This is a genomic window from Paenibacillus sp. FSL L8-0663, assembly GCF_038008125.1.
Classification (GTDB): Bacteria; Bacillota; Bacilli; order Paenibacillales; family Paenibacillaceae; genus Paenibacillus; species Paenibacillus polymyxa_D.
Window position 1 is genome coordinate 342544 of record NZ_JBBOYM010000001.1, and the last position, 14711, is coordinate 357254.

The following is a 14711-nucleotide window of genomic DNA, read 5'->3' on the forward strand; positions in this document are numbered from 1 at the left end:
CCATGACGACGATATTCATATATGCATTGGTAGCTGTTCTGGTGGGCCTGATGATCTGGTTAAGAACCAAGAGACGAAGGGGGCCGATAAAGGGAAACGGAACACGGATTCTCCTCCCCTTGTTTATCGTATTCCCGCTTATGATGATGTCTGTGTACCAATTAATGCATATTCCCGGTCAAACGTACGCGCCCCCCGCCTTTTGGGAACTGCTGGCTGCCGGGCTATTAGGGGCTCTGTTTGGCTATGTTATTTTGCTGCATACAGCGTATGAAAGACGGTCTGACGGTCTTATTTATCCCAAGCCGAACCCATATTTTAAATATATTATTATCGCTATTATCCTGATTCGCGTTGTTTTGACCCAGTACCTTAGTAGTTTGGGTACGTCCGAAATTAGCATGCTGGCAATTACGATGGCGTTGGTGTATATCTCGATCTGGCGAATCGGGAGCTTTATCAAGTTTCGGAGAACGTTATCCGTATAACAATAGCAATGGGGTTAACAGCGGCTTACTATTCAAAAAGCGTTCATTCGCTTGCCGATAGGAGCCGCTTTTTTGAGTTTCGGCATTAGCAAGTTATCACACATTGTTATTGCTCCCCATATCCTTTATTCTAAGGCTTGTGGCTTGCATTGTAGCAGTACAAATATAAATTTTGAAAGGGGGGGTATTGAGGTTTCAAAAGATTTAAATGGGGTTTAAAGTTAGGTATGCGGGGAAAAGTTGCTTCTTGCGATTAGGTGTAACTATATTAGTTACATAAAAGGAAAATGTTTTCCACATTTTATTTTACATGTTGAGAGGGGTTCACATTCATGAAAAAACATACGGTTACTGCCGCACTCGCTGGTTTGCTCGTGCTATCTTCTGCTGTACCGGCCTTGGCGGCCGAAGCAAAACCCGCTACAGGTATCCAGGTTTGGGTAGATGGCAAGAAAGAGGCTTACAAGATTGCTCCTATCGTGGAAAATCAGCAGGTTTTGATTCCTTTGAGACAATTGGCTTCCAGTTTGGGGATTCCACTGGATTCCAAGCATATTACGTTCAATACGGCGCGTCAAAGCACAACCATTCGTTATGATCAGGCGACGGTTGTACTGGTGTCGGGCAGCCCGGAAGCGCAAATCAACGGGATTAAGGTACCGCTGTCCACCTCACCCATCTTGACTAAACAAGGGGTAACCTATGTACCGGTCGATGTCATCAAAGAAGCATGGGGCAAGCAAGTGATTTGGGACCCGACCAGCAAAACGGTGCAAATCGGGGTGAGTAATAAGGATAAGGTTATAGAGATTCTGAAAAGCTTTGAAACCGGAAATACGAAAGCGGTCGAGACTTGGATCAGCAAGGATCAGTACATTCAGCACAATCCGAGCTTTGCTAGCGGGAGAGATGCCTTGCTGCAAGGGATTAGCCAATTGAAGGGAGCCAATGTACAGGTTGAAATCCAACGTGTTATTCAGGATGGCAATTATGTAGCGGTTCATTATAAAAAGTCCATTGCAGGGAAAACGAGCATTGTGTTTGATATTTTCCGCTTCGATAGCAACGGTAAAATTGTCGAGCATTGGGACAACATACAGGACTCGGCTCCAGCCAATCCAAGCGGACATACCATGATTGACGGAACAACACAGATCACGGATCTCAACCAAACTGAGACGAACAAAACACTGATCCGCAAGTTTGTGGATGATGTCCTGGTTGGCAAAAATCGTGCTGCATTGGAAAGCTACTATAACGGTGACCATTACATTCAGCATAATCCTCTTTTTGGTGACGGTGTATCCAATTTGAAACAAGCATTTTCCGCAGCGGGAAGCCAGGGTTCTCCCTTTGGATATGATCAGGTTCACATGGTCATTGGAGAAGGCAACTTTGTGCTGGTTGTGAGTGAATTGACATCGTCTAAGGGAACTTCAGCCGCTGTCTATGATCTGTTCCGGGTAGAGAACGGCAAGGTAGCGGAACATTGGGACGTAGTTCAGGAGGTTCCAGCTAAAACAGAGTGGAAAAATACAAACGGCAAGTTTTAAGAAAGTGCATTTGTGGTATGGCGTGATTGGCATGCTTTCCTAATCGTCCTCTTCCTGTTAAAATGATGCAAACTTATAACAGGAGGTTGGACGATGGAAGGCTTGAAGCAACGTGTGGGCTGCCTGCATGCACATCACTCGAACATAGCCTATGTGGAACGAGCTTTTGCTTCTTATGAGGTGGAGCTGATACATTTTGTGGACCCTGGGCTTATGCGCCGGATCTCGTCAGACCCGCATTTTTCTGCGGACGATGCCAGTCGCAAGGTAGAAGAGCAACTGAGATGGATTGCCCAAAGCGATATAGACGTTATTTTGATAACGTGCACGAATTATATTGTTTTGGCAGAAAAGGCTCAATTGCCCCTGTCTACACCAGTAATTGCGCTGGATGAGCCCTTTTTTCATGAGATATGCGATGATTTGCGGCCACGGACCTTGGTATTCACGAATCCGGCTACTGTAGAGGGAACGATGAAGCGTCTTTATCATACGGCTGCTCTGTTAGGCAAACCGGATATCTCTCCTTTGATAGAGGTCAAGGTGGTGGAGGACGCTTTTGAATTGATTATGCAGGGACGTGAAGACGAGTATAAGGAACTGCTGGTTCGTTCGCTGTATGAGCTAAGGGAGGCTGATCCAAGCAGAGGGCTGGCTGTAGCACAGTTGTCTATGGTTGATGCTGCGTTACAAGTGGAGCTGGAGACGGGGCAAACGATTGGTAATCCCTTACGGTCGTTGTCGAATTCAATTGAGGACTTGTTAGGTTAAAAAGTATAACCAAAAGAACTTCCAACCCGTGTACTGGGACTGTGGAAGTTCTTTTTTTGGAGGTCGGCGAGCAGGTTACTTCTGCGTTGCTCATCACAGATTCTGTTGATCTTGGGTGATGAATGCTACGCCTGCTGATTCTCTTTGGACAAGCGTAACGTATAAACGTTCATGCTCCACGTCTTCCCCGGCAATGATTTTGAGAACTTGTTCGGCAGCTACAGCGCCCCATTTACGTTTGGAGTAGTCAATCGTTGTCAGACGGGGCTGAATATATTGCGCCAGCTCGATATTATCAAAGCCGACGATATGAATATCCTTGCCAATCGTCAGCTCTGACTGAGCCATTCGATTGTAAAAGCCCACTGCCATTTCATCATTGAGACAAAATACGGCTACAGGTTCCAAACCCGGGCCAACTTGTTGCTGCAAAATGATCTCAGCCGCCTGTTCACCGCCCGATTTCTCAAAATCGCCGTCAATTTCGATCATTTCAGCCACGCCGCTACGCTCAATGGTCTGCTTGACCGCCTGCATCCGTTGCCATGAATCGTAAGAACCTTCTGGTCCGGTAACCACATATAGCTTACGGTGTCCCAATTCCAATAAATGTTCGATTGCGAGAGCGGCGCCCGCTTTGTTATCCAGCAGCACCTGGTTAATGTTAGGATGGTTCAGTTCACGGTCCAACACGACAATTTTATGTCCTCGCTCGGCGTAGTTCAGTAGCTCCTGACTATCAAACGTCTGATCCAGCACAATGGCGCCGTCGATCATGCGTTCCGGCAGCATTCGGTGAGACTGCTTACCGCTGCATACGATGAGATCATAGCCCTTGCGGTTCAAAATTTCCTTGATGCCATACAGTAAATCTCCATAAACGTCTCCACGGAAATCAGTTAGGAAAACGCCAATAATTTTGGTCTGCCTTTTCTTGAGATTACGTGCGGCGGCATTGGGCACATAGTTAAGCTCTTTGGCAATGGCTAAAATACGTGCGCAAGTTTCTTCTGTTACCTTATCGCTACCATTCAAGGCATATGAAACGGTAGATATGGAAACGCCCGCCTGTTTGGCGATATCTTTAATGCTGACCACATCGTCACCTCCTTGTCGTCCATCTTATAATTGCTATTGTATATTCATTATTAACCACATATCTATTCCAAATGTCGTAGTCCTACACCTAAGCAGCAAAGGGCGATCCCGCAAGATCGCCATCCCTTTGTTGCCTATACCAGATTTAGCATTAAAAACGCTTTATAAAATAATCTCCAGACGGTGTACACCGTCATGTTCTGCCAAGGCTTGCTCGAAAATCTCGCGTTTGATGCGCAAGGCACCGGAGCGGTAGCGATTATCATCGGCTGGCACGCTTTCCAGTGGTGTTCCGTTCAATACTGTACGGCCCTGCTCACCGCCAGTATGCTCTTGCAGCATGCGGTAGACGAAGGTAATTGGTTTTCCTGCAAAGGAAAATTCAAATTCCAATCCGTCGAGATGATCCGGCAGCACGGGGTCTAGGATCAGATCTTCGCCCGACTGACGAACACCAAGGACGTTCGATATAAGCTGATTCATATAGATTCCTGGACCACTGGAATAGATTCTCCAACCGCCTTTGACGGGTACAGCTCCCTCACGCAATTCACCAAACCGTTCCTGTGCTTCATAGCGGTTATTAAATTTACCGTCCGAGCTGCTGAAATAGGCGTTGCTTTGGCGCCATTCGGCATTCGGTACGGACGCACGGATGCCGACCGGATTGATGAGCTTCAAGCTATGCCAGGCATCATCCTTGCGTCCCAATTTGGCCATCGCTTCCGCAAAGCGGATATGGGCGTGCACATATTGCAGTCCGACCTCACGTCCAAAGTTGGCCGCTTGCTCTGCGCGCTTGAAGTGCGAGCTCACACCGCCATCATACTGTGCAGGACGGTTCATCAGACGCACACCATCCGGGCAGAGGAACTGTTCACGGATGAGTTGCTCATGAGCCAATGCTTGCTCAGGCGTGAGCAGCTGGCTGATCATGCTGCGCGTCATCGGCAGCAAGCGGTAATGGATTCCCGTCTCAGTGTCAGATGGATGGAGCATCAGCTTAGGTTGACCGGGCTCTTCCATATACACGAAGCCCGGAATAATTCCGCTCTCCAGCATGTAGCGGTTAAAGTCTTTACGGATGCCATTGGCCATCTGATGTAGATCTTGTGCAATCTTGTCGGCTTCGCTTACTACACCCGCGGGGGCCTGCTCCAAAGCTGCAGCAAAGTTACTAATAACTTGGTAGGTGAGTGCAACCGTCCAGCTGCTCGCCATGTATTGCTTCAGCTGTGCATTGGCTGGCTGGAGGGTATCGTCCCAATCGCCGTCGCCATAGGCCGACAAATACGTATCATGCAGGAAATTATCCCGAATGTATTCGATTTCCTTCAGGGCATGTTCCATGAGAGTCGCGGTCTGCTTGGTATAATCGAAAGTATGTCGATGGGTGTAAGGTGCATTTTCTTCCAGAATACTGTAATCACGGGTAGCGGTCAAATAATCGCCCAGTACCTTGAGCGGCCAGACGATAATATCCCCATGGCTTTCTTCTTGCTGCACGTGAGTATAGTTGTCAAACATAAACCATTGCGGCCAGTTTCCGCTGTCCTCGTACTGATGGCTGAAAACAGTCAGCAGAATGGAACGAACCTCATCGAACTTTTGCACAGCTGAGAAATATTCCACAGGCCCCTGACACACATCGCGTGTTCCCCAGGCTGCACCGCCGTATTGCTCCAGACCGTGAGGTACAGAATAGTGAACGAGCATATTATGGGTGTACCACCAAGCCACTGCGTTCACACGGAACAGCTCGCTTGTTTCATGTTGACCCAGCGATAGATGGAAACCGTTCATAAGCTCGGCAAAATATGCCCGATAGTGCTCGCGTACATCTTCAAAGGAAACGTGACGCTCTTTGTGCGCTGATTCTTGCCCGGCTGTAAGTCCATTCAGCCAACCCTGCACGGTGCAGGTCCATTCGCTGCTGTCACCCAGCTCTAGCACAACCAGAGATGCATCAGGGGAAGCATTACCCTGTAGCAGTGCGTGAGCGTCGCTCACATGCTGTAATGGAGCGCCTTCTATGTGCATTCGGTACAGCAGGTCGGGATAGGCTTCGGCACTCAGGGAAGCAGAGTCTGCCCGGAAGAGTAGGGCGTCGCCTTCACGTTCCATATGAAACGGAAGCTCATATTCGTTCACATGCATAGACATTTGCTGAGTGATGAGGAACGGATAGGTTTGGCCACTTGCCGCACGCATGTGAAGCCGTACTTCTGGGCTATCGGCATTCGTATAGTTTGTAATCATGAATGTATCGTCAGCCGTTTTGTAGTACCAGCGCACATAATTAAAGCCAATCTCGAACAGGGAAGGCATCGTGAGCAGGCGGTATTTCCCTTGGATTCCGACATAAATGCGCTGACCGGATGTCTTGGGAATATTGAGCGCATTACGCGCGTTGGTAATCATTTTGTTGAAATTCGTGTTGCCGATTACGAGCTGGGAATTGAACACCCCGTACATATAGGAGGTGGTTGTAATGGTTTCTTCCTTACCTCCTGAGTAATGCCCGCCCATTAAAATGTGCCCGTGGGGACGCTCTACACGAAGCTCTTTGGATTTGAGTACAACATGCTCATAGCTGTCCGTGAAAAAGGAAAGGAGTTTATTGCCATCCCGTTCTTCTTCCTGCCGTTTGGGGAAAAGTTGATTCACTTCGGCATCGGTGAAGTCCAGCGTACGCAGCGGCTCACCGATGGTTTGAGCTGGAGCCACACGCCCTGCCTGAAGATCACTTGCCGCGTGTGTCGGTATGCTGGTCTCAGAGGCGTCTGCTAGAACGGCAGTTACTTCGTCGCGTGCCTTTGTCACCAGTTCCTGATACTCCAGCTTTGTCACTGCGGCTGGATGATTGGGCTGGAAAAGACCGTAAAAAGTAAAGCGAGCTTCCCCGGCAAGTTCCACTCGCTCGGACTGCAATGCGGTATAGGCGAATTCGTATTGGTATACTTCATTGGCGAGCGAGTCGCGACGGAGTGCTTCCGGCTCATTCGTTTCCTTGTACGATAGTCCAAAGAACTGAAAACCGTCAGTCGAGTAACCAACAGTGCGGGTTAACGAGCCTTGTTGAATGTATGGGAATGTCTGACTTTGAGGCTGGTTTTGACGTGAGCAAACGGTATAGCCTCTTTGTTCATTATGGTAGACGGTGTGGTCAATATATTGAGACAAATAAGCTTCATTACTGCGTACAGCAGCGGTATCAGCAATGCCGATATCCTGACCGTACACGACATCTGCTTCCACGTCATCGCCCTGTAGGGTTACATCCCAGAACCATACTCCCAGGCGGCTTAGCGTGAAGGTCACCTGATAGCCTACACCAGCGGTGAAACCTTCCCAAATAATCTGCTGATCTGTTTGTCGAATTACTCCCGGTGAGCGAACTCCAAGCAGGGGAGTGATACTTACACCGGATGGACGGTACAATCTCAAGTACAGATTGTTCAGGGAACCATCGACTGAATTGGTCAACAGCTGGTTGATCATCGTTGAGCCATGGGCGATCTTATACACATCACCGCTGCTCAAGAAGGTAAAAGACAGGTCGCCGGCCCGCAGCAAAATATTTTGATCCAGACTTGTATTCATCAAAGGGAACGCCTCACTTTCTTGTTTATTTCACTAACCGAAAACGGCTTTCGCTGGTATCTCGGCTGTTAGGTCCTGTAAAGACGGCAAATTCACCGCTGTCACTGCTGAAGCTCAAATCTGCATGATGATAGCGCAGCTGAGGCTCGGTCAATGCAAATTCCACTTCCCGGCTTTCGCCTGGGGCAAGAAGGACTTTGCAGAAATCTTTCAGTTCTTTCATTGGGCGAACCGTATCACCGCTGATATCACGAACATAGAACTGGACGGTTTCTTCGACTGGACGTGTTCCTGTGTTCGTTACCTGCACTTTCACGGTCAGTTCCTGACCAGGTATAAGGGTATCGCCGGAAAGCTGTACGCTATCATAAGCGACATCGGTATAACTCAGTCCATAGCCAAACGGGAATAAAGGTTCGTTCGGTACGTCTAGATATTGAGACACATAACGTTCTTTTGTATTCGGATCTAACTGCGGGCGTCCTGTATTAAAATGATTGTAGTACACGGGCACCTGTCCGACCGATTGCGGGAATGACATGGTCAGGCGACCCGTAGGTTCGGCATCACCGTACAACAAGTCGGCAATCGCCACGCCGCCTTCGCCACCAGGGAACCAGGCTTCCAGTACAGCGTCTGCTTCTTCAATAACACCGTGCAGATCCAACGGACGACCATTAAATAATACGGCTACCATTGGCTTGTTCAGCGTCTTCAGGCGCTTCACCAGTTCCAACTGGGCTTGTGGCAGGCGAATATTGGAACGGCTGCCTGCTTCACCACTCATATCCGAGCGCTCTCCAAGCGCCAACACGATAACCTCTGCTTGGCTGGCAACTTGCAGAGCTTCTGCATATTGCTCCTCAGTTATATCGTCGATAGAGCAACCTGTCGCAACCGTGAGCAGCGAGGAGGATATTTTCGATTGGAACCCGTCAACAACGCGAATAGCTTCCTCTTGCGAACCGCTCCACGACCAAGAGCCCAAGATATCACCACTCTCTGCAAAAGGCCCGATCAACGCAATATGTTGATTGCGATTCAATGGAAGAATGGAATCATTTTTGAGCAACACGCAAGATTTAATAGCTAATTCTTTGGCAACCGTACGGTGAGCTTCACAGAACACAACTTCACGTTCACGCTCAGGGTCTGCGCCGCGTAGCGGATTTTCGAACAAGCCCAGCTTTTGCTTGAGCTTCAATATACGCATTACTGCTTCATCAATGAGCGCTTCATCCAGCTGTCCGCTGCGAACCAGTTCAGGCAGATGCCCGTTATAGCAGGAGGTCATCATTTCAATATCTACGCCAGCCAGCAGTGCTTTCTTCGCTGCCTCGCGCTCATCCTCGGCGATGCCGTGAGGGATAAGCTCCTTGATGGCGGCCCAATCCGAGATGAGTACACCATCAAAGCCCCATTCATCACGAAGCAAATCACGCATCAGGCGCTTATTGCCCGTTGCGGCTACGCCTTCTACGGTATTGAAGGACGTCATCACCATTTCGCAGCCTTCATCTAAGGCAGCTTTGTAGGAGGGGAGATAATACTCTCGCAGCTGCCATGCGGATACATCTACAGTGTTGTAATCCCGTCCGCCTTCACCAGCTCCATATGCGGCAAAATGCTTCACGCATGCGGCCACCCGGTCGGTATCGTTCGTCAGATCTTTACCCTGAAATCCGCGCACAAACGCACGGGCAAATTGACTGTTGAGATGAGGGTCTTCCCCAGTAGATTCCATCACACGGCCCCAGCGCGGGTCACGCACCAGATCGACCATAGGGGCGAATGTGACGTGAACACCGGATACAGCCGCCTCGCGGGCAGCAATGGTAGCGCTCTCTTCTGCCAGCTGCATATCCCATGAGCAACCAATAGCCAGCGGTATAGGGAAAATCGTTTTGAAGCCATGTACAATATCTGCCATAATTAAAAGCGGAATACCCAGACGGTTTTTACTCAAATGAGCCTGCTGAACACGAATTGCTTCCTTGGCCCCTGCGATGCCAAGCACGGAACCGACGTTATGGACATTTTTCTCTGTGATGCCAAGAGAAGCCATAGGGCCGGTAATTTGACTATCTGTTCCCGCTTCTTCAAAGAAGGCACCTACAAGCTGTAGCAGTTGATCAACTTTTTCTTCAAGCGTCATGCTTTCTAAATAGGAATTCAGGTGTTGTTCCATCATAATCCTCCATAAGCTGTATTGTTGGTGGACAGCTCTCTTTTTCAGATTCATGAGATTTTTTGGATAAAGATGATTCAAAAAAGTGCTAAAAAGGCTAATAGCTAGTATAGAAGCATAATGTTCTGTCGTATTATTAATCGAAACGTTTCTATTATTGAACTCAGTTGGATTATATACGCTTTCAAATACAGAGTCAAATCCAATTCAGGGTCTTTTCATAGGTTAAATAACGTAATAAAGATGATATATATGAAAAAGAGTCGGTATTCTGAGCAAATAAAAAATAATATTCCTATTGAATACGGTTTCAATTTGTTCTATAATGACTATCGAAACGTTTCTATTGAGGGGTATGGTCCTTGTGCTTTGAACATAAGTGTTATAGCGGTATGCTTTAATCGCTAGGTATTTACATGCATCAGGATTTTACAAAATTCGATTCTTGTCGTTTCAAAGTGCAATATATGGACGAATTAAACCATTTCGTTCTATATAATGTTCATTGGAAGATGCTTATTGAATTTTTGCAAAGTCCTCGTATTTGAATCCGTTATCATATTGCATGATCGGTAAACCGGTCATCTCGGGAGGAATTCGTATGATGAAAAGAACGTTAGGGATCATTTTGGCAAGTACCTTATTACTGGGGGGCGCGCTGGTGGGCTGCTCGTCCAAGGATGATTCGTCTGGCAAAGATGCGAATGGCAAGACGACCATCACCTTATGGGGTATGGGAGCGGAAGGAAAGCTGTTGCCTGAAATTGTGAAAGGTTTTGAAAAGGAAAATCCGGATATTCATGTTGAGGTACAGGCGTTGCCTTGGGATAACGCTCACGATAAGCTGCTGACAGCAGTTGCTTCAAAATCCGGTCCGGACGTGGTTCAGTTAGGTACATCATGGGTTCCAGAACTTGCGTCTGCGGGTGCATTGACGGATATTACCCCTTATATCAGCAAGTATCCTGAGCTGGAATCGAAGAATTTCTTCGAGGGTGCTGTAGGTACGACAAAATTTGAAGGAAAACCGGTCGGTGTGCCTTGGTACACTGAAACGAGAGTTCTGTTCTACCGTTCTGACCTGCTGAAACAAGTCGGATATAATGAAGCACCTAAAACGTGGGAAGAGCTTTCCGATGCTGCCCAAAAGCTGGCGGCTCGGGGCAAAGACAAATATGGTATCTCCTTTAGTGCAAAGGAGCAGTCTATGGGCTTTATGTTTGCTCTCCAGAACGGTTCCAAACTGGTTGACGAGCAGGGCAATCCGCTGTTCAACCAACCACCGTTTGTAGATGCTGTGAAGTATGTAAATACCTTTTTCCAAAATGGCTCTAACGCAGTGGATATTGGAATTGACTCCGTTCAAGGTTTGCAAGGCGAGGGGATCGTTCCAATGTTTATCAGCGGTCCTTTCATGATTAAAGAAATCAAGAGCAAGGCACCAGAACTGGAAGGTAAGTGGAATATAGCGGAGCTTCCTGGAAAAGTAAACAACCTGTCCGTTTTGGGTGGAGCCAACCTTTCAATTATGAAATTCAGCAAGCATCCAGAGGAGTCAGCCAAATTCCTGGCTTACATGAGCAAACCAGAAACGCAGCTGAAATGGATGGATCTGTCCAGTAACTTGCCTGCGACTACTAAATCGTGGGAAGATGCCAAACTGAAGAGTGATCCGATGCTTCGGACGATTCGCAAACAGCTAGATCATTCCGCAGCATTGCCGCAACTGGCTGCATGGGAAGAGGTTTCTCAACAATTTATCAAGAGCTTCGAGCGTATTTACCGCGGTCATGCCGATGTACAGAAGGAAATGGATGACTTTAATCAGCAGGCTGCAAGTATTATGAAAAAATAATGATCCATATCCGCCATTGTCAAAGGGAGTGAAGGCATGAAAGGAAGCTCGCAGAAGCTTGCGCCATACTTGTTTATCGGTCCCTCCATCATCCTGTTAACGCTGTTTTCGCTGTTGCCGATACTACTGGCGCTCGTGATCAGCTTCACGGATATGGATCTGTCCGGACTCGTTAATTATGATAGTATTCGCTTTATAGGTCTCGAAAATTATACAAACGTACTATTGGACCCTTCCTTTATAAAGTCCCTTGGTAATACCCTGTTCTTCGTCATCATTGGTGTTCCGTTGGTGCTGATATTTTCGCTTAGCATCGCGATTCTGATTAACATGGGTAAATCACGTGCTTTCAAAGTATTCCGCGTCGTGTTCTATCTACCGTCCGTAACGAATGTAGTTGCGGTCGCGGTCGTTTGGAGCTACTTGTATAATCCGACGCTTGGATTATTCAACTATGTACTTGGTTTGATGAATTTAGGTCCCGTCCCATGGTTGACCGATCCAACAGTTGCGAAAGTTTCGTTAATTGTGTTAGCAGTTTGGCGGGGCATCGGCTTAAACATGATTATCTTTATTGCGGCTATTAAAGGGATTCCGGGTTCTTATTATGAAGCGGCTCAGCTTGACGGTGCCAATACATGGCAGCAAATTCGTTATATTACGCTTCCGCAGCTTCGTTACGCTATTTTCTTCGTGTCCATCACGACGATGATCGGCTGGCTGCAATTTTTCGAGGAACCGTTTGTCATGACCAAAGGGAAACCGCTCGATGGCACACTGACGGCATCCCTGTTCATTTACAATAACGGCTTCCAATTTAGTAAATTCGGGTATGCCGCGGCGGGATCGTTCATTCTGTTCTTCGCAATCATTGCGGTGACGCTGATTCAGTTCCGTTTGCAAAATAAAGCGGAGTCCTGATAGAGAGAGGTGATGAACGTGAAAACAGCTGTTCAGCAAGCCCGCGCCAATACGCGCAGTGGTGAAAAAACATTTCAATGGTTCGTGGCGACTCTCCTGACCGTGGGAGGTCTGTTGATGGTGCTGCCTTTTGCGTGGATGATTTTATCCTCCTTTAAGACTGAGGGCGAGGTAACCCAAATTCCCCCGACCATCTGGCCGCAGCATTTTACACTGGATAATTTTAAATTACTATTCGATAGCATGGCTTTTGGAACCTATCTGACGAATACGCTGATCATTGTTTTAGCTTCTTTCTTCGGATTATTCCTGAATGCCATGGCGGGTTATGGCTTTGCCAAATTCCAATTTAAAGGCAAAGGGTTTCTGTTCTATCTGGTACTGGCAACGATGATGATTCCAGGTCAAGTGACAATGATTCCCGTCTATTTGATTCTGAACCAGATGGGATTGACCAATTCCATGCTGGGGATTGTCCTGCCTGGATTGGTAGGCGCGTTCGCGATCTTCCTGTTCCGGCAGTTCATGTCCGATATCCCGGAAGAACTGCTGGAGGCGACACGTCTGGATGGAGCAGGGGAGTTCCGCACCTTTTTACAAATTGTGCTGCCCATTTCGACGCCAATTATCGCAGTACAGGCCATCCTGACCTTCATCGGCGGATGGAACAGCTTCTTGTGGCCACTCATTATTGCGAACGATGAGAAGCTGTACACCTTGTCCGTCGGACTGTCACTGCTTAAGGGACAGAACGAAAGCCAATTTGCGCTGCAAATGGCAGGTTCGACCTTCATGGTCGTTCCGATCATGATTATCTTCATTGTTTTCCAAAAGTATATTATTGAGAACTATACGATTTCGGGGATTAAGTAATCGTGTAGTGACGAACTATAGACTGAACATAGTAACGGCGTAGTTTCTTGGTTTTAAACCAAAGAGATTCCGCCGTTTTGTTGTGTTAGATAAAATTGTTTTGAAGAGCGTATAGCATCTTGCTTAATGGAAGTAGGGCTTATTTGTCCTATAATCAAAGTTTCGTTATATATCTCCTGTAGTGAATATATCCAACCCCTATATTATCAGCTGTCGAAATCTCATTGGCCTTTAAACAGTTGTCTACAAAAGTAAGTTAATTTGCTTATATATGACAGCTTATACGAAACGATAAGGTACTGCTTAGCAGTGAAACAAGAAAGAATAAAGTATTTGTGAAAATAATGAAAAAACATACAGAATAAACCGATATATTTCTAGAATCACTTATCAGAAAAGAATTGGAGGTTTTAGGATGAATGTATCATTTACATCATCTCAGCAATCGCCGTTCCGCATCGCAGATAACAACCCACTTGAATCACGGCATCCCCTTTCTAGTCAGACTGAAAGGAAGAGTATAGGTAAACCGCAAAACAAGGTTATTCAACAATTGACAGAGCAAAAGCAAAATTTGGTGGAGAGGCGTTCGGACTATATAAGTAATGCTCTAAAACGTGGCCTCGGTCCGGAGGCTGTAAAAGCTGAAATGGAAAAGATAGATATGCAGATTCAACAAATTGACGAGAACATTCAGAAACAGTTAATGGAAGAACAAAAAAAAGCTTTTAGCATGGATGAGGAAAGTAAAAGAGAAGCTCAGGAAGGTAAAAAGGAACAATATACGCACAAGACTGCAGAGGAGCAAAAGCAAAGTCTAATCACATATACGATGCATAGTATTGTGTCAGCAAACAACGAGTTAAAGAATTCGAAAATCAATAAAATGGCACAAATTACGTTGAAAAGCGAAGCTAAAGGTTGGGAAAATACTAATCCTGCAAGATCAGCTACTTTACGTGAGAAGGCAGAAGGCCTTGATGGTAAAATTATGGAGATTGCCTTGAACATCAACGAGCGCATTAGTGAAGCAGTGAATAAGGAACCTACGATAACAGATCGAGATGAACCAAAGGATGAGAAGGAAGCAAGTATAGAGGTTGGTAGGAGGTGGACTGAACAAGAGCTCCATGCCTATATGGACTCAGCTAAAGACAAAGCTAAGACTGCAGGTGTGAAGGTGAACATTGCTGTCTGATCGGGCTATTATGTGTATAGTACGGAAATTAGGAGGGTGCTTTCAGACGAACGCTATCGTTCAAAGAAGCACCTCCGTTTACTCTAATGGAAATATGAACAGCAGGACAACTATTATTATTTGGTAAAGTGGTTATTCACTCAATAAGTTTGTTTATAAAACA

10 protein-coding genes are annotated in these 14711 nt (G+C 46.7%); 7 read left to right on the forward strand and 3 right to left on the reverse strand.

What is annotated here, in order from left to right; translation table 11 throughout:
- Positions 1-2: 2 nt before the first annotated feature.
- The 3 genes from MKY75_RS01485 (at position 3) to MKY75_RS01495 (ending at position 2812) form a co-directional block, all read left to right on the forward strand.
- Complete coding sequence (locus MKY75_RS01485) at positions 3-488, forward strand: CcdC protein domain-containing protein (protein ID WP_165149212.1); 486 nt, start codon at positions 3-5, stop codon at positions 486-488.
- 332 nt (positions 489-820) lie between these two features.
- A complete protein-coding gene (locus MKY75_RS01490; protein WP_165149210.1) occupies positions 821-2041 on the forward strand; it encodes a stalk domain-containing protein in 1221 nt (406 codons plus the stop codon).
- A 93-nt stretch (positions 2042-2134) separates the two neighbouring features.
- Entirely contained in the window at positions 2135-2812 is a 678-nt protein-coding gene (locus MKY75_RS01495; RefSeq protein WP_340884099.1) for a hypothetical protein, read from the forward strand.
- Between the two features lie 93 nt (positions 2813-2905).
- Here MKY75_RS01495 and MKY75_RS01500 read toward each other — a convergent pair whose 3' ends face one another.
- From MKY75_RS01500 to MKY75_RS01510, 3 genes are all read right to left on the reverse strand, one after another.
- Positions 2906-3910: a LacI family DNA-binding transcriptional regulator gene (locus tag MKY75_RS01500; RefSeq protein WP_165149206.1), complete on the reverse strand. Its 1005-nt coding sequence runs from the start codon at positions 3908-3910 to the stop codon at positions 2906-2908.
- A gap of 162 nt (positions 3911-4072) precedes the next feature.
- The gene (locus tag MKY75_RS01505) at positions 4073-7513 is read right to left on the reverse strand and encodes a GH36-type glycosyl hydrolase domain-containing protein (RefSeq protein WP_340884100.1); all 3441 of its coding nucleotides are present in this window, start codon (positions 7511-7513) and stop codon (positions 4073-4075) included.
- A 25-nt stretch (positions 7514-7538) separates the two neighbouring features.
- Complete coding sequence (locus tag MKY75_RS01510) at positions 7539-9701, reverse strand: glycoside hydrolase family 3 N-terminal domain-containing protein (protein ID WP_340884102.1); 2163 nt, start codon at positions 9699-9701, stop codon at positions 7539-7541.
- A gap of 601 nt (positions 9702-10302) precedes the next feature.
- Here MKY75_RS01510 and MKY75_RS01515 point away from each other — a divergent pair.
- From MKY75_RS01515 to MKY75_RS01530, 4 genes are all read left to right on the forward strand, one after another.
- Complete coding sequence (locus MKY75_RS01515) at positions 10303-11556, forward strand: sugar ABC transporter substrate-binding protein (RefSeq protein ID WP_340884103.1); 1254 nt, start codon at positions 10303-10305, stop codon at positions 11554-11556.
- A 36-nt stretch (positions 11557-11592) separates the two neighbouring features.
- Complete coding sequence (locus MKY75_RS01520; RefSeq protein WP_013308374.1) at positions 11593-12477, forward strand: carbohydrate ABC transporter permease; 885 nt, start codon at positions 11593-11595, stop codon at positions 12475-12477.
- Positions 12478-12489: 12 nt separating this feature from the next.
- Positions 12490-13350, forward strand: coding sequence for a carbohydrate ABC transporter permease (locus tag MKY75_RS01525; protein WP_370682672.1), 861 nt, complete (start codon positions 12490-12492; stop codon positions 13348-13350).
- Positions 13351-13765: 415 nt separating this feature from the next.
- Positions 13766-14548 (forward strand): muscle M-line assembly protein unc-89 Uncoordinated protein 89, encoded by a 783-nt coding sequence (locus MKY75_RS01530; protein ID WP_340884105.1) that lies wholly within the window; start codon positions 13766-13768, stop codon positions 14546-14548.
- The last annotated feature ends 163 nt before the right edge of the window (positions 14549-14711 follow it).